Origin of the sequence: Empedobacter sp. UBA7252, assembly GCF_002472765.1 — a bacterium.
GTDB lineage: Bacteria > Bacteroidota > Bacteroidia > Flavobacteriales > Weeksellaceae > Empedobacter > Empedobacter falsenii_B.
Genome location: NZ_DKSQ01000046.1, coordinates 32,430 through 55,918 on the forward strand (window position 1 = coordinate 32,430; position 23,489 = coordinate 55,918).

Below are 23,489 nucleotides of genomic sequence, written 5' to 3' on the forward strand. Positions count from 1 at the left end.
TTGCGCTTCTTCCTCATCTGTTAATCCATTATAACCCAAATCTTGTTGTTTTCGGGCAGCTCCATCCGTATCAAAAGCATATAAAATTGGATTTAACTGAGGTGTTAATCCCCATTTAGAAGCAACAGTCGCCGCACCATTTCCAGAATGAGGCAATCCATTTTCGTACATCATTTCGCCGTCTTTTAAGACGTCTTCTGAAACATTTCCTAAATGTACCAATAACTCTCCTTCTCCACCTTTTCCATCTGCATAAGGATCCATCATCCAAAACTCGATGTATTCCACATTCGAATCTTTGAAGTTAGAAACTGAAATAGGACGCATAATTGCTCCCCAGTTTTTCGTATCTACTGCATTTGGATTAACATTATAAGGTCCACGTTCTTGCGGATAGAATGTCATATCAAATGTGCTGATGTACGAATTTGTACCAGCCATTACATCACGTTGATCAAAAAGCTCTTTTAACTTAATGCGACGTGCCATGTGTGTTGACATTTGTTGATCTGTTAAAGGCGAACTTCCTCCCATACCATAAAAACGCGGATCAATAGAATACCATGATAACATACGACGACCATTGTTGAATGATAAATCGTCATTTTTCATTCCATTTGGGAAGAACGGGTGGTAACCAGAAGCAGAATATCCAGCAGGTTTTCCTGGTGTTGATCCAAATTTCCATGAACCAACATCTAATAAACTAATGCGCGATTGTGCATCTTCGAAATCGTCTATATAAGAATAACCTCCTGTCACTTTGTTCATTCCTGGCATCAAATAAGCCGCCTCTGCCTGAACACTAATGTTCGACATTTGGTCCGTTTTGATTCCCGGAATTTTATTTGTTAAACGAGTTAACCACTCAGCTTCTGAGTTATATTGTGTATTAAGTCCAACAATTGTGTTATTCACAGGTTCTGAACCAAATTGTGTTTTTTGCGTAACTGGACGTTCTTGGTAATTAATTAAAGTTCCGCCTAACATAAACTTATCACTAAATTTATGCTCGACATTAATTCCCATGAAACGTTTTTTCTGTAAATTAAATGTAGATTGATTTTCTAAAGAAACATTAATTGGTGCTCCAGAATTTTTCAATTGTTCATTAATGATTTTTACACGCCCCAACTGATAATCTACCGTATAATCTACGCCTTCCGTCAACGTTGCTCCACCAGAAGTTACTTTAACAGAACCTTGCGGCACATTGAAAGCGCCCAACGGAATACCATCTGTCACCGTTCCTTTGTAACGACCTTCTAACGTATAACGATTAGCTAATTTTTCGCCAGAAAGTGTATTTGGTAATTGACGATAAATTTGATTAAAAACATATTCTTCATTTTGACCTTTTAATTTATTGCTCAAATATTTACCAAAAGGTTCAACAGAAGTGAAAATAATATTTCCTCTTTCTGTATCAATTGTTAACCCTGGTTGAAAATCAAATAAACCATCACCTTTACTTCCGTCAGGATTTTGTTGTAATTGTCCGTTCGAATTTAATCTATCCATGTTCAGAACTTGAATTAACGATTGTTCTGAAACAGCAGAATTTGGTAAGTAATTTAATTTTCCAGAAGATTGTTCACCATTATCCTTGAAATTAATATTCATCAAAAAATCTTCACTCGAAACACCATAAGCATTTAACGAATAAATATTTTTCATCATCAAATCCCACATTGGCGAAGCCACATTAACTGCAGAATTTGGTTTGATTAATTTCGCAATAATTGGTTTATCTGTCTCGCTCGACATTTGTCCAACTTTGTATAATTTTGTCGGATCAGAGCTTAACGAATATTGAAACGAAACCGCTAATAAATCTTCACCATCAACCAAAGGCGTATTCAAGGAAATGTATCCTAATTTTGGATAGAAAGTGAATTCGGAAGCATCAAGTTTACGAACATTTTCGTTGACGATAAAGTTTTCTCCATCCTGAAATTGTTCTCCATTGAAAGAATATCCGTTCAAATAACTTCTTGCATCACTAATCTTAGTAAAACCTTGAGAATTAATCTCATTAAATAAGGCATTACTACTATTTTGAGGCGCTGTATCACCTTCTGCAATATCTCGCAAAGCGATAATAGAACGTCTATTCTGTTGATTCCCTCCAGATTTATCAACTTTCCAAACCTCAATATTACTGATATTGATATTACTGTTAACTGCAGGATAATTTGCTAACGCTCTATCGTAACTATTTCTAAAAAATTGACCTAAGAAAAAGTGTCTATTGTATTCATATTTTTCGGCAGCGACTTTAAAATCAGTCATCACACCGCCACCTTGAACCACAATATTTTTAGATTCCGAACGTTGTTCTGAAAAGACAGCCGATACATTTGTACGACCGAATTTAAGATCTGTTCTAACTCCAAAAAGTGATTGCGCACCTGTAATCAACGAAGTACTAAGCGGCATCGAAATATTACCAACCTCAATATTTTGTAGGATATCATCTTCTCCACCAAATGGATCTAATTTATTCCCTAAAGCCTTTCTCCACTGAAGTTTCATTTGATTTTCGAAGCCAAAACCAGCTTGCGTATCATAATTCACTTTCATCTGAAGATTTTCTCCGACTTTACCCAAAATACTCAATTGCATACGTTGGTTAAGATCCATTGTAAGCGTTTGACGGTTTTGTGGCAACAACATTGGATTATCTATCTTTTGCAAGAAAACACCCAATTCTAAATTTGCATAACCTTGCGGAATCAATGAAATTTCTGATCCACCAAAAATAGTTTCGAAAGCTTTGGATTTCACCTTAAAACTTGGTAAAATACTTCCTTCTTTTTTTCCTTCCTTATCTCCAAAACGTTCTTCACGATAAAATTGATCGTTGGTTTGAGATTTTACTCGGAAATAATTTTTCATGTCTTGATTCTGAACCAAAGTCAGGTATTCTTGACGTGTCAAATAGATAGGTTCGGAAACTAAACTTGTTCCAATTTGAGGATATAAAATATACTGACGCTTTATCGCATCATATTGTACATCGTATTTTATTTGATTATCTAAAAACAATCCACCTTTTTGATCTCGGATAGGAAACTTAAGCGTATCACTTTCCTGAGCCATAACATCGCTCATAGTTCCCATTGCAAAAAGGAAACACAAAGCTGCTATAGTAGAGCCTTTACGAATAGTTTTTGGTTCGTTATGAATCTTCATTAAATTTTCTTCAAGGTTTCTTTTACTAAGAATTCCACGTCTGCATCTGGCTGATCTTGTAGGATTTTGTCCATAATTTTCTCTGCAGATTTTTTAGGAATTCCTAAAACTTCTAAAGCAGATAACGCTTCATTCTTAGATTTATTTTTAACCGAAGTAGAATTAACATCTAATATTAAATTTTGATCCAATTTATCTTTCAAGTCAATGATAATTCTTTGCGCTGTTTTAGCTCCGATTCCTTTTACACTTTGCAATAATCTGGCATCTTCTTGAGCGATTGCAGTTGCAATTTCTTTGGAAGAAAGTGTCGAAATAATCATCATTCCAGAAGCTGGACCAACACCGTTAACACTAATTAATTTCTGAAAAATTTCTCGTTCTAGTTTTGTAGCAAATCCATAAAGTATATGCGCATCTTCGCGAACGATCAAATGTGTAAAAATTGTAACCAATTCTTCGTGTTCTAAAGTAGAATATGTATTTAGTGAAATATTGACCCAATATCCGACCCCATTGCAATCTATTACAGCATTTGTTGGATAAATCTCGATTAATTTACCTCTTAATTGTGTTATCATTTTGACGTTTATTTAGTTACACTACATATAGTGATAACGTCAAAAATACGATTTATTTTGTAAGGATGAAAGTATTGATTTTAATGAAAGCCTTGTCAAGATTTAAATCTTAACAAGGCTTCAATTGATTTGAATTAAATATTTTGAGAAATCAATTTTTAGTTTTTTAACGCTTTAATTTTCTCAATCATTCTTTCGGCATTACCGTTGGTTCCGCCAAGGCTGATGGCTTTGTTGTACCATTCTAATGCCAAATCGTATTGCTTGTTAGTTAGATAAGCTTCGCCCAAACTATCAGCAACACTTGAGTTATTTGGAAACTCTTTTACAACCAATTGAAATATTTTTATCGACTCATTTATTTTGCCCGCTCGTAGAAATTCATAACCCAAAGTATTAAGTTCGATTGGATTTTCAAAACTATATTCTTTTTCGGAAGTATTTTTCAGTTGATAATAATTTTCAATCGCTTTATTGACGTCGGTTTGTGCTTCTTTTCTTAAAGCTTGGTAAACCGATTTTTTAGGAATTTCGAATGTTTTTCCTAGCATAATATCTCGAATGACATGTCCCAAATCCCAAACTTTATTCCGACTGTTGGATGCTAAAATGATAACGACATCGTTCTTCATATCATTTAACACCAAAGATTCAAATTTATAGGAAACACCGTTATGACGCTGCAACTCTTCATCTCTAAAATAATCTCCAAATGATCCACCTTGATGGTCTTTTGTGTAGGGATTATTCAATAATGTTTCAAAAGATTTTCTAGAAATTAAACGATTATGATTCATCGCATCAATCCATTTGTACATGTCATTAGTATCCAACCAAAGCCAACCGCTGACAAATTCCATTTCTGGACACCGAACATTATCCATATCATAGCAAGACGTTCGATTTTTATAACCAAATTTCGGATCAAACACGGAATTGTTCATTTTCAAAGGTTTTATAATATTTTTCGTAACAAAATCTTGGAAAGTCATTCTTGTTATCTTTTCAATAATTCTTCTTTGTAAAAAAACATTGCCGTTATCGTATCGGTAATCCTTTCCAGGTTCAAATAACAATGTATCTGTTTTTCTCAAAATCTTCCACGCTTCTTCATCGTTTTTCGGGACAATTAATCCATTTTCTATTCTGGGAATTCCGCTAGCATAATTAATCAAATGTCTGGTTGTTACTTTTTCCGACCATTTCGGCAAATCCAAATTATATTTCGAAATCGGGTCATCAAGCTTAAGTTGACCACGTTCTACCAACATCAAAATCGCAACTGCATTAAACTCCTTTGCAATAGAACCAAAATTGAAAATTGAATTTTTCGTTAAAGATTTTTTCTTCATTTCATCAATAAAGCCAAAGGGATTTTTGATAGATAATTTTTCCTTTTTTGGCAACCAAAACATTTCCATTGAACAAATCTTTTTCGTAGGATTTAGTCATTAGTTCATTAATTTGATTGATTTCTGTTTTTTGTTCAACCGGCTTTTGAGCTGAAAGAAAATTGGAGAATAAAATACTTCATGATATTAAGACAATTATTTTTTTCATTGTAATTATATTTTAAAAACTTTCTGCAAAGCTGATCTAAAAAGCGTTGATACACGACCGATTAAAAAAAATCGAACGCATTTTCAGCAAATAATTTTATTTTACAAAGCTTCCTTTCTGTAATCGGTTGGTGTTTTTCCTGTATATTTTTTGAAGGATGTATTAAACGAAGATTTGGAATTAAATCCAACTTGATACAAAATTTCCAAAACGGTCAACTCTTTTTGAGTGCAATCTTTTAGAATTTGTATGGCTTTTTTAATTCGATATTCATTTACAAAATCAAAAAAATGTTTGTCCATGTACAAATTAATCAAAGCCGATAAATCTTTCACAGGCATATTTAATTGCTCTGCCAAATTCTGAATCGTTAAAGATGAATCGAGATAAGGTTCATTTTTAACCATAAAATCTTTTAATGATTCTATTTGATTATTTTTTTCGACGTCGATTTCTAGTGTAGATTTTTGCTTTGGAATAGCTTCCTTAATCGGTTGCAAATTTTCATTAACTCCTCGGAAAAAATCAGGATTATTTAATGCGACAAATAGATACCAACAAGTACAAACAAAAAAAGAAAAACCATCTAGCATCACAATCCATTCCCTCAATTCGCCGAAACCGTAAGTGAAAGTAATCACCCATCTTATCAATACTAAAAAATGTACAACGTAATATAGAATGGTGATTTTGTAAAGCGCATTAAACTTAGAAATATCAGGATTTGCATAATTTTCGAAATAGACTGTTTTCGATTTTCGAATTACCAAAAATGAAGCAATAAAATAGATTTGAAAAAGAACTTCGAACAGAATATAAAAAAAATTCATTATCGGCGAATCATTCAACTCATTTATGAAACTAATTTTTCCAGCCCTATCTTGAAAATAAATTCCATATGCCATATACAAATTGAACGCAACGAATGGAATAGTGTGCCACAAATACTTCGGTTTTAAACGGAATTTGTTAAAACTAACCGACAAAACATAGAAATAAAATGTTGCTGGAGCCAAATAATTAAAACTCCAACGGAAAGCTTCTAGGTTGATGTAATTCACAGGAAAATCACGCATCAAAAACTTCAATCCATCTGCAGCAGTTGTAAAAAGAAAAAAAGCAAGTAAGCAATTTGAAAGTTTGTGCTTACTTTTTACAGTTACCAAAAACAAGGCAAGCACAAGAACAAGGAAAACTCCTATAAAAGCAGCGATTTCTTTAAAAGTAAATTGGTCCATTTTTGTAAAACAAAATTCAAAAATACTAACGCAATGATTCTTTAATTTTTATGCAATAAAGGTATTAATATTAGATTTAAAAACTTAAAATGTGAAATAAAAAACTCTTTTTCTTGTTGCGAATTATTTGAATAAAAAATGATAATCACATACAATGCTCATCCATTCCATTTAGCTGAAGTGCTTCTTTGGCTGGTGAAATGAAAGGAATGTTTAATTCTAATCCGCGAAGGATAAATAATACACCCAAAATAAGTGTGATAATTGGTAAGATTTTTAAGATAGTTTGACGTTGTTTCACTGATAAAAAATTACCAAATAAAACGGTGGCAAACATTAAAGGCAAGGTTCCAAGTCCGAAGAAGAACATGAATAGTGCACTTTTGTAAACTGATCCTAAACCAATGGCTGCTGTAAGTGAAGCGTAAACCATTCCGCAAGGTAAAAGTCCGTTTAATAGACCAACTATATAAAGAGAGGAAGAATCTTTCTTGATTAAGAATTTACCAAGAGAGAGTTTTACTTTTACCATCAAGGCGTTTACAGGACGAAGTTGCGTAGCACCATTTTCGTAAAATTTTGGAATCATGACCATAATAATCATCAAAACTCCAATCAAAATACTTAGATAATTTTGTAATCCAACAAATGAAAATGATTCGCCAATCAATCCTAAAATTGCACCTAAAATTGTATAAGTGGTTACACGTCCTAATTGATAAGTCAAATTACGAAGTGTAAATTTTAGTTTGTTTTGAGATTCTAATCCCAAAGATAAAGCAATAGGTCCGCACATCCCCACGCAATGCAGGGACGATGTAAGACCTATGGATAATGCTATGATAACTATTGTGAAATCCATCGAATGGACTTTTTAATCAAATAAGTTTGATTATTTTCTTTCCAGCTTAAAGTTAATTCGTATTCTCCATCAATTAACTTAACAGATGGTACTAAAAAATTCTTTTTATCAGATAATTTAATCGGCATTTTGACATCTTTTGTTTCGTCATCATTACGCATCAAAAAAATATCTCCTTTAAAATCGGAAGCAGTAGTTGCTGGAAATTTAAATAAAAATCCATTTGCTTGTACAATAACTTCTGGTTTCTCGGTCAAAGCATTTGCTCGTTTTTCTGCATTTATTTCATCCTGAAAATGAATTTCTTTTTCGTAATAATCCTCGGTTACCATTCCGCCTGTATCTCCTGCAAAATATAACAACGATAGAATGAATATCATAAAACATCCCAAAGCAATTGCTACATAATGTCCCCAATTTAACTTCATATGATTAATATTTGAATGGAGCTGAGAAGCTCGTTTCGTATTTATCGATTACTTTTCCTTTTTGATTGACTAATCCAATCACTACTTTTTCTTTGTACGATTTAACTTCATCCATTGGAATTTTCAAGAAGAATTTTCCTTGGATGATTTGACCTTTTTCCATGTTCAATTTATTCTCGCCTTCGTACATTTCTACTTTTGAGTTTTTGTGTGATAGCAATTGAACTGTTACAATTTGGTCTGCATTTGTTTTATTGTACAATGTATACTCGAATTGATTAACGTAATATTTACCTTCTACCTTGTAATCTGTTCCAGGAACTTTAAGGTATTTAGATTCTACATCAGACCGAGAGAACAAGAAAGCTGTCATTGCTCCAATTAATAATAATAAAGCAAATGTATAAGCAGCTAATCGTTTTGTGAATTTGAATTTTTCGCCACGTTTGATATCATCTTCCGAAGCATAACGAATCAATCCTGTTGGTAAACCGACTTTTTCCATTACTTCGTCGCATGCATCAATACAAGCTGTACAGTTAACACATTCTAATTGGATTCCGTTACGAATATCAATTCCAGTAGGACAAACAACAACACATTGACCACAGTCAATACAATCCCCTTTTCCTTTTGCTTTACGATCTTCGTTCTTTTTGAATTTTGCTCGACCAGCTGTTCCTTCACCACGTTTAAAATCGTATGTTACATTGATTGTATGCGAATCAATTAATACACCTTGGAAACGTCCGTAAGGACAAACCAATGTACACGCTTGTTCGCGGAACCATGCGAATACGAAATAAAACATTGCTGAGAAGAAAACTAATCCAACCAATGTTCCTACATTTTCGGCTGGTCCTTCTTTTATAACTGCGTATAAAGCATCAGCTCCAATAATATACGCTAAGAAAACATTAGCAATAATAAATGAAATGATAGCGAAGATGGTCCATTTCAATAATTTTTTACGAATTTTTTCTTCGTCCCAATCTTGTTTATCTAATCTAATTTGTTTTGCTCTATCTCCTTCTATGGCGTATTCTATTTTTCGAAAAACCATTTCCAAGAAAATTGTTTGCGGACATACCCATCCGCAGAACAAACGACCATAAGCCATGGTAAATAATACGATGAAAATAATTGTCGTGATCATTCCTAAAGCTAAAAGGAAGAAGTCTGATGTAAAAAATGGAAAACCAAATAAAATGAATTGGCTGTGCAAAACATCAAATTTGAACAATGGATTTCCATTAGGTAATTTAAAGAAAGGCGCTAAGATTAATATTGCTAACAATACATAACTTACATACGTCCTATAGTTTGTAAACTTACCTTTTGGTTTTTTAGGATAAACCCATTTACGTTCTCCGGTTCGCTCCATGGTTCCAATGGAACTACGAACATCTTCGTTCATTTGGCTGTTTTCATCCAAATAATCGTCTAAATTAAATTCATCTTTTGGGTCAGAATTTTGAACACTCATTATAGTGAATTTTAAATATATACAAATTTACGACTAAAAAAGAAAAGAGAGCTTATAAATAAGCTCTCTTTCAATATGATATTTGTTGTAATTATTCAATCAATTACTTTTGTTTCCATGCTTCCATTAAGTCACCTTGAGGAGCAGCTGCACCTTCTGCAACTGTTTTCGTAGGTTCTTTTTGGTTGATGTAATATACGTAAGAAGCTACTTTCTCAATTGCTAATCCAGATAACTCTTTACGTTGTCCAAATGCACGCATTTGAGGATTGTGAGGAGATCCATTGTAAACAATGTGATAAATATTTTTGAATAAACTATCTTCTACATGATTCACCCAGTAATCATCCGTTAAGTTTGGTCCAATACCTCCTTTACCACCTTCCATGTGACATTGTGTACAATTTTGCTCAAAGATTTTTTTACCTTGTTCTACGATTGCAGGATCGTTAGATTTGTTTACAGCTCCTGTGATATCAATATCATTTGCAACTGCCCAAATACTATCTTGCGCATCTTTGTAAACCATTTCTTCTTCGTATTCTTTGTCCATGTGAGCAAAGTCTGTGAAGCTATATGCCATTACGTAAACTACCATAAATACTACACCAAAGTAGAATAATGATAACCACCATTGTGGTAAAGCATTGTCTAACTCTTTGATTCCGTCAAAACCGTGATCTAAGATAATAGATTCTTCTTCTTCGTCTGATTGTTTTTTACCAGCACTACTGAACAATCTTTTGAAGTAACCTATTTTACCATCTTCTAAATATTTAGCTTGTTCTTCTTCAGATAATCTTTTAAATTTCTCTGCTTCAACAACTTTGTTTAAAGCATTGATGATTAAAAGCATCACGATTGCAACTGCTAATACTGCCCAGAAAATTCCTTGCGCAAACACATGTTTCAAGTGCACCAATAAATTGTGAATCATTCCTTGAAAACCTGGTTCTGGCACCACATCTACTGGCGTCACCATTGTAAACGCTAAGATTACTGCTAATAGCGTTAATGGGATAAATATATAAGCCGGGGTACGTTGTCTCATTTTGTATTATTTTTTTCGTTCTCTTCTGGTTCTAAATCTAAAGCTGCTGACTCGTTGTCTTTGTAATACTCTTTTGGTTTTTTCATAACCTTAACAAAAATCGTCACAAAGACTGCTATAAATCCTATTAGGATTAATGTCTGCAACAAAGATGCATACTCATACTGAGAAAGGAATTCTTTATAATATTTTAACATTAGTTACTTGCTGTCTCTACTTGTTCAGCTTTTATATCTGTTCCTAAACGTTGTAAATATGCGATTAACGCTGTAATCTCACGATCTCTTAACGGAACAAACTCTTTACCTTGTTGTTTAGCTTCTGCTTCTTTTTTCGCATATAACTCTTTCAAGTCAGATGCATCTTTAAAGATAGTTTGCTCAATTGCTAAAGCTTGTTTGTTCATAGAAACTTGCATACTGTCAAAATCTTCTTGTTGATAAGGAACACCTAATGCAACCATTGATTTCATTTTATCACGCGTCAACTCACGGTCTAATTTATTATCAATTAACCAAGGGTAACGAGGCATGATAGAACCATCTGATGTAGAACGTGGATTCCACATGTGTTTGTAATGCCAAGCATCTGGGTTTTTACCTCCTTCGCGGTGTAAGTCTGGACCAGTTCTTTTAGACCCCCATAAGAATGGGTGATCGTAAACAAATTCTCCTGCTTTAGAGTATTCACCATAACGTTTTACTTCGTCACGGAATGGACGAACCATTTGCGTATGACAAGCATTACATCCTTCACGAATATATAAATCACGTCCTTCTAATTCTAACGGAGTATAAGGTTTGATACTTGCGATTGTAGGTACGTTTGATTTTACTACGATTGTAGGAACAATCTCTACTAAACCACCAACTGCTAAAGTTAATACTGCTCCAATTGTCATTACCAATGGAGTTCTCTCAATCCAAGAGTGAACACCTTCTCCTTGTGCACGTGTAGAAGCTTTTGGTGCTAATGCTGGTGCCTCTGCTTCTTCATTTGCAACAAAGTGTCCAGATTTTACAGTTCTCCAAACATTGATAATCATTAAGATTGCTCCTATTAAGTATAATGTTCCACCGAATGCACGTAATGGATATAACCATTGTTTAAGAATTGTAACTGTTTGTAAGAAGTTACCATATTCTAATGTTCCGTCTGCTGCGAATTGTTTCCACATTAAACCTTGTGTCCATCCTGCAACATACATAGGAATTACCCAGAATAAGACACCGAAAGTACCAATCCAGAAGTGAGCATTAGCCATCTTAACAGATGCTAATTTTGTGTTGAATAATTTTGGAGCTAAGTAATAGATCATACCAAAAGCGATAAATCCATTCCATCCTAAAGTACCTACGTGTACGTGAGCAGGAACCCAGTCTGTAAAGTGACCAATTTTATTTAATGTTTTTGTTGCTAACATTGGACCTTCGAAAGTAGCCATACCATAACAAGTTAAGGCAACTACGAAGAATTTCAAAATAGGATTTTCTCGTACTTTATCCCATGCACCACGTAATGTTAATAAACCATTTAACATACCTCCCCAAGATGGAGCGATTAACATGATAGAGAAACCTGTTCCTAAAGCTTGTGCCCAACCTGGTAATGCTGTATAAAGCAAGTGGTGAGGACCAGCCCAAATATAAATAAAGATTAATGACCAAAAGTGGATAATAGATAATTTGTATGAGAATACAGGTCTATTAGCTGCTTTTGGTACAAAGTAATACATTAATCCTAAGATAGGTGTAGTTAAGAAGAATGCTACCGCATTGTGTCCGTACCACCATTGTACTAACGCATCTTGAACTCCAGAATACAATGAATATGATTTCGGAGCCGTTAAGCTAAATGTTACAGGGATTTCTAAATTGTTAAACACGTGTAACATTGTAATTGCTGCCCAAGTTCCGATATAGAACCAAATTGCAACGTACAAGTGACGTACACGACGCTTAGCAATCGTTAAGAACATTTGTGCTCCAAACAATACCCAAACTAACGCGATTAAAATATCAATTGGCCATTCATGCTCAGCATACTCTTTAGAAGTGTTGTATCCTAAGATAAATGTTACAAATGATAATACAATAAATAATTGCCATCCCCAGAAAACGATCCAGCTTAAAACATCGCTGTACATTCTGGTTTTCAACAACCTTTGCATTGAATAATAAGCTCCAGTAAAGAACGAGTTTCCAACAAAGGCGAATACCGCAAATGTTGTGTGAATCATTCTTAATCTACCAAAACCAAGTTTTCCTTGCGAATTGATTAAGCCTTGGATGTTCCCTCCGATTGTACCATCATCCGATCCGAAGATGTATTCTGGTAACGTTGGAAAAAACAACAAAGTTGCAACCAATACTCCAAAGAAAAATGCCATAACTGCCCAAAACAATGTGGCATAAAGGAAATACTTTACGATCTTATTGTCGTAACTAAAAGTCTGCATTTGCATTATGAGTCGATTTTATCTTGTGTTTTTTTATCATCTTTTAACATTCTCACTGCTGGGGATTCATCCTCATCAAATTGTCCTTTCTTATACCCTAAAAAGAATAAAAGAAGGAAAATTGCCCCCAAAGAGACACTAACTAATATCATTAATAATAATATCCCCATAGCTCCACAAAATTACAAAGCCCTAAGTTCTTATCACAATGATTTTGGTCAGAGCAGTATGTATAACTCTAATTTAAAATCAATCTAAATTCCATTTTGTTAATTTATCTGCAATTCGGGTACTTGCCGTTGCAAAAATTAACACTGAAATAGAACTTATTGGCATCAATATAGCCGCTACAACTGGCTGTAAATAACCAGAAACAGCAAAACTAAGTCCAACAATATTATACAAGAAACTGATGAAAAAAGCAATTTTTACAAATTTCATCGTGGTCTTCGATAACTTCAAGAAATTTGGAATTGCCGAAAAACTTTTTGCATCCAAAATTCCATCACACGAAGGCGAAAAACTGTTAATATCCTCAGAAATAGAAATCCCTACTGTACTTTGTTTCAAAGCTCCAGCGTCATTCAATCCATCTCCAAGCATCATCACCTTCTTCCCTTCTTGTTCCAATTGTTTGATATATTCTAACTTATCAGTTGGCGATTGATTAAAAATCAATTTTGCATTGGCTGGAAAAATAGTTTCTAAATATTCTTTTTCAGAATCATTATCCCCAGACAAAACGTGTAACTGATATGTACCCAACTCTTTCAATAAACGATCTAAACCTTTTCGATATCGATTGGTATACACAAATTTACCAAAAACTTCTCCATCAATCGCTATAAAAACTTGAGATTGATTTAATCTATTTTCATTAAAAATAGCATTCGTAAAACTTCTCGAACCAACTTTTACTTGATGTCCATCTACATCAGCTTGCTGACCTTTTCCTACAATTTCTTCGTAATTAGAAATTGGCAAATGATCATCAACCGTCAACTTCTTATATAATGTACGGCTTAAAGGGTGATTAGAGTTTCTAATCAGTGCTTTCACCAATTGCTTTTGATACTCAGAAAGTTCTTTCCCCTCGTATTGCACTTGCGCTTCATCACTTTCCGTAATTGTACCCGTTTTATCAAAAACTACATCTGTAATTTTCTCCATTCTTTCGACTGTTGATGTATTTTTTACATAGAATTTCTTATTCCCGAAAATACGCATCATGTGTCCCAAAATAAACGGAGACGATAAACCTAACGCACAAGGACAAGCGATAATTAAGATTGATGTAACAACTTCTAATATTTTTGAAGAATCGTGGAAATACCAATAAACAGCAGAAATTGCTGTAATAATAAGGATGATTAATGTGAAATAATGACTGATTTTATTCGTCAAAGCATTCAACTCAGATTCTTCTTTCTGGAAAGCATCATTGTTCCATAATTGGGTTAAATAACTTTGATTAACATCCGAAATAATTTCCAGCTCAATTGCATGACCAGATTGTTTTCCACCCGCAAATATTTTATCTCCAGCTTTTTTCTGAATCAAGCGAGATTCTCCCGTTACAAACGAGTTATCAATCATCGCTTCACCTTTCATCAAAATGGCATCGGCTGGAATAATTTCTTCATTTCTAATTAAAATTCGATCACCTTTTTTCAAATCAGCCAACAAAATTGGTTGTTCATAACCATTTTCTAATTTCGCAACTGCAATTGGATAAAACGATTTGTAATCTCGATCAAATGCCAACGCTTGCATTGTTTGTTGCTGAAACCATTTACCTGTCAACATCAAAAATAAAAGCATCGCTAATGTATCAAAGTAACCTGGCGAAATATCAAAAATGATATCATAAGTCGATTTAAACATAATCACAATAATTCCTAACGCAATTGGCACATCGATATTGATATATTTATTTTTCAGACCTTGCCAAGCCGAAACAAAATAATCGGTAGATGAATAAAAGAAAACAGGCAACGATAACGCGAACATTGTCCAACGGAAATATCCTTTGTTTTGATCTAACCATTGTTCTTTTACATTACCAAAAACTTCGACATATTCTGGAAAAGATAAAAGCATAATATTCCCAAAACAGAATCCTGCTATTACCAATTTGCTCACCAAAGAACGATCGACTTTGCTTTTTTTCTTTTTGTCTAATGTTTTTAGATTAATCGAAGGTTTGTAGCCTAAATTTGTAATAAATCTTGCCAAATCACCTAATTTCAAATCCGCATCACGATACGTAATCTGAACAGTTTTTTGTGTAAAATTGACATTAGAAGATATAATATTTGGGTTAATCGTATCCAAACTTTCTAACAACCAAACACACGAAGTACAGTGCATTACAGGTACATAAAAGGACACAACTGTAACGCCGTCATCTGAAAAATCGACAACTTTATCAAAGATTTCTTTTGTGTTTAAGAAATCAAATTGATGATTACTTTTTTCATCAGGACGCAAACCTGCATTACGATTAAGGTCGTAATAATCTTTTAGATTATTTACGTTTAAAATCTCGTAAACCGTTTTACAACCCTGACAACAAAAATCCTTTTCATCGAACTGAATAACCTCTTCTTCAATTCGTTGACCACAGTGAAAACAATTCTCTTCCATACTATTTTACAAAATTACTTTCCTTTTATCAGAATTAACGTTAACTTTGTATGAATTAAGTCATAACAACAAGATATGTCAGAGTTTAATGAGAATGTAGTATCGATTAAAGCGATGTTTGATAACCCAGAGTCTTTCGGGGTTTTTAGTAAGGAAGAATTATTGGAGTTTGAGCAAGAAAAGAAAATCATCAACCTAAAAAAAGGAGACGAAATTATACAGGAAGGTCACACACCAAAAGGTATATATTGCGTAATGAAAGGAACTGCTAAGTTGTTCAAAATTGGCTTTAATGGAAAAGAGCAAATTCTACGTTTTATCAACGAAGGTGACATTATCGGTTATCGCTCAATTTTAAGTCAAGAAGTTTTTGGTGCATCTGCAACTGCAATGACGCCAGTTGAAATATATTATATTCCAGAAAAATTCTTCTTAAAATTATTAGAAGTTAATCCAAAATTAGCTTTCAATATTTTACAAAGAATTGCAAAAGATTTGGGAGAATACGCCAGAACAATCACTTATTTAGCACAAAAAACAGTTCGCGAACGTTTGGCTGAAGTTTTAATTTTATTAGAAGGAAAATTAGGAACAGACAAAGACGGATTTATCAACATTTCGTTGACACGCGAAGAAATGGCTAATTTGATTGGAACAGCAACAGAATCTGCAATTCGTTTGATTTCTGAATTCAAAACTGATGAATTAATCGAAGTTGAAGGACGAAAAATCAAAGTTTTAGATCATCAAAAATTGACAAAATTAGGTCATGTTATTTTGTAAGAATTTATTCTTGATATAAAATCAAAAGTCGCTCACAGAGCGACTTTTTTTATGCAAATTATTTCAATTTCATATAATAATCTTTGAGAATTGGATCAATTTTTTCGAGCGCATATCTCAACGTTGTTCTTGGCATTTGCAACGTATATTCGTCCAAAAACTCAATCAACTTTTCTTCGTCCATTTTTCCCATTTCACGCAACATGCAACCATTTGCTTTGTGCATTAAATCGTGCGAATGATGAAGATTTTTCAACATAATTTCTGGAACAATTGAAAATGATTTTTGTTTGATAAAATATATCGTTGATACAATTGCGATTCGTTTTTCCCACAAATCTTCTGAATCCGCCAATTCAAAAAGTAATTCTTCTCGCTTTTGATGAAAACAATAATGGCCCAAAATTTTATAACAACTTATGTCAACCAAATCCAATTGTTGATTTGAGAAGTTTGAGCAAGATAAAAATCGATGATATCTTTTCTCACTTTTTCATCTTTTGATTTTTCGTACTTCGAAACCAACATCAACAAAGCAGTTAATCTGTATTCGTGAATATTAAAATTCAATAGATTTTCGATGTCATTTAACGAAACTTGTTGATAAAATTATTTCGCAATCAAACGCTGATTCGGAACAGAAATCCCGAGAAAAATATCTCCTTCGCCATATTCTCCTTTTCCAGTTTTGAAAAAACGCATCATAATCTTCGCTTTATCATCGTCCGCTAAATCTTGTAAAGTTGATTTTAATTGCTCTATCATATTTTATCAATTAGATGTTGATGTTAACAAAAAAAGAGTCCAAAAACTGAACTCTTATTTATTTTAAAATATTAAATATAAATTCCCTAACTTTAATACAAACTTACATTTATGAATTTCAAACACAAGCCTCTAATATTATTATTCTTCCTGATTATAATAATCAATGGTCTTATAAAGTTGTATAATAATTTTCGTAAAAATTCAATGGGTCTTTATATTCAAATTGGATTATTATTTATGGTTATATTAATTATAATTTTTAATCTTAAAAAATCTAAAAATTAAAACTATTACTCTACTCTTCCGAATCATTTTCTTCCTCTTCGTAATATTGAAAAAGGAAATTATTATAAGGAAAACGTTTCATGTGAATTTCTTTCACTTCTTCATAAACCGTTTTTCGCAAATCTTCTAAATTATCTTTTTCCGTTGCCGAAATAAACAATGTCGGATAATCTGTTTTCGCCATCCACGTACGTTTCCAATCTTCTAACGAATAATTTTCAAATTTCTTTTCAGACAAATCATCTTCATCTTGTTTAATATAAGAAAAATTATCAATTTTATTGAAAACCATAATCGTTGGTTTTTCTTTCGACTCTATTTCAGCTAAAATTTGATTCACAGAATTCACATGATCCTCAAAACTCGCATGCGAAATATCCACAACATGCACCAACAAATCCGCTTCACGAACCTCATCTAATGTAGATTTGAACGATTCTACCAATTGTGTTGGCAACTTGCGAATAAACCCAACCGTATCCGTTAATAAGAAAGGTAAATTACCAATTACCACTTTTCGAACCGTTGTATCTAATGTTGCAAATAATTTATTTTCGGCAAAAACTTCGGACTTCGATAAAACATTCATCAACGTTGATTTCCCAACATTTGTATACCCAACCAACGCAACGCGTACCAATGCTCCACGATTTTTACGTTGAGTAGCCATTTGCTTATCGATTCCTTTCAATTTCTCTTTCAATAACGTAATTCGATCACGAATAATACGTCTATCCGTTTCAATTTCCGTTTCACCAGGACCACGCATACCAATTCCACCACGCTGACGCTCTAAGTGCGTCCACATTCGTGTTAATCGCGGTAATAAATATTGGTATTGTGCCAATTCTACTTGCGTACGCGCATAAGAAGTTTGCGCACGTTGAGCAAAAATATCTAAAATCAATTGTGTACGGTCGATGATTTTTTTGTTGACAACTTTCTCAATATTCTTCAACTGAGAAGGCGTTAATTCATCATCAAAAATAACTGTATCAATATCATATTCTTCGACAAAAGCTGTGATTTCATCCAATTTCCCGCTTCCTACAAAGAATTTAGAATCAGGTTTGTCCATTCTTTGTGTAAAACGTTCTCCAACTGTCGCTCCAGCTGTATAAGCTAAGAACTCCAATTCATCCATATATTCCGTCAGTTTTTCTTCGGATTGTTCACGTGTAATCAATCCAACTAAAACTACTTTTTCGTATTGTGCTTCTTGTTTTTCTAACATATATTACTGCAAAAATAAAAGAAAGTTTTGGATGTAACCGAACTTTCTATAAAATATTGAGAATTAATCAAATCAATAAAACTTAATAAATATTTGAGTTCTTTTGGATAAAAATAGAAAAAAATAAGGTTTTCATAATTAATAACAAGTTTATTTACTAATTTTCAGAAAATCTATTGTCAATTAAAATTTCCTTTCTACATTTGTTTCAGCAAAAAAGTAAAATGTACCCAAATCAATTACATCATCATCACCATCATACTTGCACTCAAGCGAGCAGATAGTGGTATGTAATGATTTTATCACAATATCTAAATCCCGTTTGAGTAAATCGAACGGGATTTTTTGTTACTTCAAGATTTAATCATCGATTTACTCAAACTTTAAAATATAAAATATTAAAAATGAGTAAATTAAAAATAGCCATTCAGAAAAGCGGTCGATTAAGTGAAAAATCACTCGAATTATTGAAAGATTGCGGAATTAAAATCTCTACAAGTAATCGAAAATTAAGAACCGAATCTCCTAATTTCCCTATCGAAGTTTTATTCTTACGTGATGACGATATTCCGCAATATGTAGAACAAGGGGTTGCTGATATTGGTATTTTAGGTGAAAATGAAGTTTGGGAAAAAAATAAAAATGTCACTCAAATCCGTCAATTAGGATTCGCTGGCTGCAAACTTTGTTTAGCGATCCCGAAAGATGAAATTTATACAGATTTAAGTTATTTTCAAGATAAAAAAATTGCAACTTCTTATCCACGTATTTTAGTGAAATTCTTCCAAGAAAAAGGAATTAATGTCAAGATTGAAGAAATCGGAGGAAGCGTAGAAATTGCTCCAAGTATCGGTTTGGCAAATGCTATTTTTGATATCGTTTCTACAGGTTCTACTCTATTAACAAACGGTTTAAAACAAGTGGAAACGGTGGTTGAATCGCAAGCTGTTTTAATTTCTAATCAAAATCTCGATGCTGAAAAACAAGCTATTTTAGATCGTCTTTTATTTAGAATCGAAGCAGTAAAACAATCTTCTGAAAACAAATATATTTTATTAAACGCCCCAAACGAAAAGTTAGAAGAAATCATTGCTTTGTTACCCGGAATGAAATCTCCAACAGTTTTATCATTGGCCGAGAAAGGTTGGTCATCAATCCACACTGTCATTAAGGAAGATACTTTTTGGGACATCATCGAGCAATTGAAAGCTTTGGGTGCAGAAGGAATTTTAGTATTAGAAATTGAAAAAATGATTTTATAATTTTTGATTGACGATTTACAATTTACGATTCAATCGTAATTCGTAATTCTAAAATCGTAATTCGTAACAACATGCAAACATATATCAAACCTCAACTTTCAGACTGGTCTAAGTTAACAGCTCGACCAACGAAAGAAGCACAAGATTTACAAGAAATAGTTTTAGATATTTTTGGAAAAATTCAAAAAGAAAAAGATCAAGCATTAATTGATTTTACAGAAAAATTTGATCAAGTTAAGTTAACTTCTTTAGAAGTTTCTACTCAAGAAATTGAAGAAGCAAAAACTTTAATTTCTGAAGATTTAAAACAAGCAATTCAATTAGCAGCTTCTAATATTGAGAAGTTTCACGCTGAACAACCCGAAGAAATAAAAGTTATTGAAACAACAAGAGGTGTAAATTGTTGGAGAGAATCTCGCGGTATAGAAAATATTGGAATTTATATTCCTGGCGGAACAGCTCCGTTATTTTCTACGACATTAATGTTAGGAATTCCTGCTAAATTAGCTGGTTGCCAAAATATTATTTTATGTACACCTCCTAACAAAGAAGGAAAAATTCACCCAGCAATTTTGTATACTGCAAACTTAATCGGAATTGAAAAAATATATAAAGTTGGCGGAATCCAAGCGATTGGAGCTTTAACTTTTGGAACAGAAACAATCCAAAAAGTAGATAGAATTTTTGGACCGGGAAATCAATATGTAACAGCTGCGAAACAAGTGGCTCAAAACTTTGGTGTAGCTATTGATATGCCAGCTGGACCAAGTGAAGTTTTGGTGATTGCTGATGAAACTTCAGTTCCTAAATATGTCGCAGCCGATTTATTGTCACAAGCAGAACACGGAATCGATTCGCAAGTGATTTTATTAACAACGAATGAGCAAACATTAAACGAAACAATTGTTGAAATTAATGCTCAATTAGAAGTTCTTCCAAGAAAAGAATTAGCAACTAAAGCTCTAGAAAATTCAAGAGGAATTGTTCTAAATTCTATCGAAGAATGTGTAAATTTCTCGAATATTTACGCGCCAGAACATCTAATTTTTGCTTGCGAAACGGCTGACAATTACATCGATAAAATTATTAATGTAGGTTCAGTTTTCTTAGGAAATTATTCGTGTGAATCGGCTGGTGATTATGCTTCAGGAACCAATCACACTTTGCCAACTAATGGTTATGCAAAAAATTATTCAGGAGTTTCGTTTGATAGTTTTATCAAGAAAATCACGTTTCAGAAATTATCAGCAGAAGGAATTCAAAACATTGGTCCAGCAATCGAATTAATGGCTGAAGCCGAAGAGTTATTTGCGCACAAAAATGCAGTAACCTTAAGACTAAATGATCTAAAATCGTAAATCAAAAATCGTACATGAATTCATTCAACATAAATAACATCATTCGTCCTAACGTAAAAACGCTGAAAGCTTATTCATCAGCTCGTGACGAATTTCAAGAAATAAATAACGATTTCGTTTTCTTGGATGCGAACGAAAATCCTTTCAATAATGGATTGAATCGTTATCCTGATCCTTTACAACGTAATGTAAAATCGATTTTAAGTGAAATCAAAAACTTTCCTGCAAATCAGATTCTATTAGGAAATGGAAGTGACGAAGTGTTAGATTTAATTTTCCGAGCATTTTGCGAACCGAATCAAGATAATGTTATTGCGATTTCACCTTCCTATGGAATGTATGGTGTTTTAGCGAATTTAAATGCTATTGAATACCGAAAATCGTTATTAAACAAAGAAGATTTTCAACCAAACATCGAAGATATTTTCTCAAAAGTAGATGAAAATACAAAAATGATTTTTTTATGCTCTCCTAATAATCCAACAGGAGAAATCATCAAAAGAGAAACTATTTTAGAAATTGTGAATCGTTTCAATGGCTTAATAATTATCGACGAAGCTTATATCGATTTCGCCACAGAACAGTCTTGGATAGAAGAAATCAAAAATTATCCAAACGTAATTGTTACCCAAACTTTGTCGAAAGCGGTTGGTTTAGCAGGAATTCGTTTAGGAATTTTGTATGCTTCACAAGAAATTGTGGATGTTTTAAATAAAATAAAACCACCTTATAACATCAATCAATTAACACAATTAAAAGCGATTGAAATTTTAAGCGATTACGATAAAGTGATAGCTATTACAAATACGATTATTCAACAAAAAGAAGTTCTAGAAAATGCTTTAACTGATATCTCATTTGTAGAAAAAATCTATCCAAGCGATTCGAATTTCATTTTGATTAAAGTTGATAATGCAAACGAACGTTACAATCAATTGGTCGAAAAAGGAATTGTAATTCGTAACAGAAACAACGACGATTTATGCGAAAATTGTTTACGTATTACAGTTGGAACGGAAGTTGAAAATCAGAAATTAATACAAACACTTAAAATAATATAATTTGTCATTTCGAATGAAACGACAGTGAAATGAGAAATCTCTGAGATTCCTCCTAACATCGGAATGACATCAAAAACAACTAAAATGAAAAAAATACTATTCATAGATCGTGATGGAACAATGATTTTAGAGCCAGCTGACTACCAAGTTGACAGCTTTTCCAAATTAGAATTCTATCCAGAAGCCTTTACTTATTTAGGTAAAATTGCAAAAGAATTGGACTACGAATTAGTTATGGTGACCAACCAAGATGGTTTAGGAACGCCTTCTAATCCTGAGGAATTATTTTGGCCAATACAAAATTTCGTAGTGAAAGCATTCGAAAATGAAGGCGTGAAATTCGAGGATATTTACATTGATAAAACTTTTGCTCATGAAAATGCGCCAACGCGTAAACCTGGAACGGCTTTATTAACAGAGTATATCAATAACCCTGAATATGATTTAACAAATTCGTTTGTAATCGGTGATCGAATAACGGATGTTAAATTAGCTCAAAATCTTGGTGGAAAAGGAATTTTTATCGCGAATGATGAAGCTTTAGGCGCAGACGAAATCAATGATAACAAAGGATTAAATGATGCGATTGCTTTAAAAACAACTTCATGGAAAGAGATTTACGAGTTCTTAAAACTTCAAAATCGCACTGCTTCAATTGTTCGTAATACGAATGAAACAAAGATTAAAATTGATTTAAATCTTGACGGAACAGGAAAATCGGATATTTCGACAGGAATTCACTTTTTCGATCATATGTTAGATCAAATCGCTCGTCATGGACAAATGGATTTAGTGATAAAAGTGGATGGAGATCTAGAAGTGGACGAACACCACACGATTGAAGATACAGCAATTGCTTTAGGTGAAGTTTTTGCGCAAGCATTAGGAAATAAATTAGGTATCGAACGTTACGGATTTACTTTACCGATGGACGATTGCTTAGCACAAGCAGCAATTGATTTTGGCGGAAGAAACTGGTTAGTTTGGGAAGCTGATTTTAAACGCGAAATGATTGGTCAAATGCCAACTGAGATGTTTTATCACTTTTTCAAATCATTTACAGACGGAGCAAAAGCAAACTTAAATATCAAAGCGGAAGGAACAAACGAGCACCACAAAATCGAAGCTATTTTCAAAGCGTTTGCAAAAACCATTAAAGTAGCTGTAAAACGCGATCCTGAAAAAATGATTTTACCCTCAACAAAAGGACTTTTATAATTGACGAATGAAGAT

The 23,489-nt window shown here is 33.1% G+C and carries 17 protein-coding genes and 1 pseudogene; 5 read left to right on the forward strand and 13 right to left on the reverse strand.

Annotation, left to right across the window (positions count from 1 at the left end; all coding sequences use genetic code 11):
• The 11 genes from sprA to B2X73_RS06840 all read right to left on the reverse strand — a co-directional run.
• A partial coding sequence (sprA, locus tag B2X73_RS06790) for a cell surface protein SprA (RefSeq protein WP_291096083.1) occupies positions 1 to 3,195 on the reverse strand: 3,195 nt, incomplete at its 3' end.
• Positions 3,195 to 3,776 carry a Holliday junction branch migration protein RuvA gene (gene ruvA, locus B2X73_RS06795; protein ID WP_219033851.1) on the reverse strand — a complete coding sequence of 194 codons (582 nt, stop codon included), beginning with the start codon at positions 3,774 to 3,776 and terminating at the stop codon, positions 3,195 to 3,197. The genes sprA and ruvA, both read right to left, overlap by 1 nt.
• Positions 3,777 to 3,934: 158 nt before the next feature.
• Complete coding sequence (locus B2X73_RS06800; protein ID WP_291049691.1) at positions 3,935 to 5,197, reverse strand: serine hydrolase; 1,263 nt, start codon at positions 5,195 to 5,197, stop codon at positions 3,935 to 3,937.
• Positions 5,198 to 5,437: 240 nt separating this feature from the next.
• The gene (locus B2X73_RS06805) at positions 5,438 to 6,574 is read right to left on the reverse strand and encodes a helix-turn-helix domain-containing protein (protein ID WP_286495313.1); all 1,137 of its coding nucleotides are present in this window, start codon (positions 6,572 to 6,574) and stop codon (positions 5,438 to 5,440) included.
• Positions 6,575 to 6,719: 145 nt separating this feature from the next.
• The gene (locus B2X73_RS06810) at positions 6,720 to 7,436 is read right to left on the reverse strand and encodes a sulfite exporter TauE/SafE family protein (RefSeq protein ID WP_280051212.1); all 717 of its coding nucleotides are present in this window, start codon (positions 7,434 to 7,436) and stop codon (positions 6,720 to 6,722) included.
• Entirely contained in the window at positions 7,421 to 7,864 is a 444-nt protein-coding gene (locus B2X73_RS06815; RefSeq protein WP_286495315.1) for a FixH family protein, read from the reverse strand. Before B2X73_RS06815 ends, B2X73_RS06810 begins: the two co-directional genes overlap by 16 nt.
• A 4-nt stretch (positions 7,865 to 7,868) precedes the next feature.
• A complete protein-coding gene (gene ccoG / locus B2X73_RS06820; RefSeq protein WP_221854265.1) occupies positions 7,869 to 9,350 on the reverse strand; it encodes a cytochrome c oxidase accessory protein CcoG in 1,482 nt (493 codons plus the stop codon).
• 103 nt (positions 9,351 to 9,453) lie between these two features.
• Positions 9,454 to 10,401 carry a cbb3-type cytochrome c oxidase N-terminal domain-containing protein gene (locus B2X73_RS06825; protein WP_286495316.1) on the reverse strand — a complete coding sequence of 316 codons (948 nt, stop codon included), beginning with the start codon at positions 10,399 to 10,401 and terminating at the stop codon, positions 9,454 to 9,456.
• Between the two features lie 196 nt (positions 10,402 to 10,597).
• On the reverse strand, positions 10,598 to 12,865 hold the full coding sequence (ccoO, locus tag B2X73_RS06830) for a cytochrome-c oxidase, cbb3-type subunit II (protein ID WP_221854267.1): 2,268 nt from the start codon (positions 12,863 to 12,865) through the stop codon (positions 10,598 to 10,600).
• Positions 12,865 to 13,029, reverse strand: a complete 165-nt coding sequence (gene ccoS / locus B2X73_RS06835; protein ID WP_019974626.1) for a cbb3-type cytochrome oxidase assembly protein CcoS — start codon at positions 13,027 to 13,029, stop codon at positions 12,865 to 12,867. The genes ccoO and ccoS overlap by 1 nt, the downstream gene beginning before the upstream one ends.
• A gap of 79 nt (positions 13,030 to 13,108) precedes the next feature.
• Positions 13,109 to 15,505, reverse strand: coding sequence for a heavy metal translocating P-type ATPase (locus B2X73_RS06840; RefSeq protein ID WP_286495317.1), 2,397 nt, complete (start codon positions 15,503 to 15,505; stop codon positions 13,109 to 13,111).
• Between the two features lie 75 nt (positions 15,506 to 15,580).
• On the opposite strand from B2X73_RS06840, the gene B2X73_RS06845 reads away from it, so the two are divergent.
• Positions 15,581 to 16,288 carry a Crp/Fnr family transcriptional regulator gene (locus B2X73_RS06845; protein ID WP_125349884.1) on the forward strand — a complete coding sequence of 236 codons (708 nt, stop codon included), beginning with the start codon at positions 15,581 to 15,583 and terminating at the stop codon, positions 16,286 to 16,288.
• 58 nt (positions 16,289 to 16,346) lie between these two features.
• Here B2X73_RS06845 and B2X73_RS15330 read toward each other — a convergent pair.
• Positions 16,347 to 17,053 (reverse strand): annotated as a pseudogene (locus B2X73_RS15330) (DNA alkylation repair protein).
• A gap of 298 nt (positions 17,054 to 17,351) precedes the next feature.
• Entirely contained in the window at positions 17,352 to 18,575 is a 1,224-nt protein-coding gene (gene hflX / locus B2X73_RS06855; protein WP_286495318.1) for a GTPase HflX, read from the reverse strand.
• Between the two features lie 404 nt (positions 18,576 to 18,979).
• Here hflX and hisG point away from each other — a divergent pair, with 404 nt between their 5' ends.
• The 4 genes from hisG (at position 18,980) to hisB (ending at position 23,474) form a co-directional block, all read left to right on the forward strand.
• Complete coding sequence (hisG, locus tag B2X73_RS06860; protein WP_291096085.1) at positions 18,980 to 19,837, forward strand: ATP phosphoribosyltransferase; 858 nt, start codon at positions 18,980 to 18,982, stop codon at positions 19,835 to 19,837.
• 71 nt (positions 19,838 to 19,908) lie between these two features.
• Entirely contained in the window at positions 19,909 to 21,195 is a 1,287-nt protein-coding gene (hisD, locus tag B2X73_RS06865; protein ID WP_286495320.1) for a histidinol dehydrogenase, read from the forward strand.
• A 14-nt stretch (positions 21,196 to 21,209) separates the two neighbouring features.
• A complete protein-coding gene (gene hisC, locus B2X73_RS06870) occupies positions 21,210 to 22,256 on the forward strand; it encodes a histidinol-phosphate transaminase (RefSeq protein WP_219033862.1) in 1,047 nt (348 codons plus the stop codon).
• 84 nt (positions 22,257 to 22,340) lie between these two features.
• The gene (hisB, locus tag B2X73_RS06875) at positions 22,341 to 23,474 is read left to right on the forward strand and encodes a bifunctional histidinol-phosphatase/imidazoleglycerol-phosphate dehydratase HisB (RefSeq protein ID WP_286495321.1); all 1,134 of its coding nucleotides are present in this window, start codon (positions 22,341 to 22,343) and stop codon (positions 23,472 to 23,474) included.
• Positions 23,475 to 23,489: the final 15 nt, after the last annotated feature.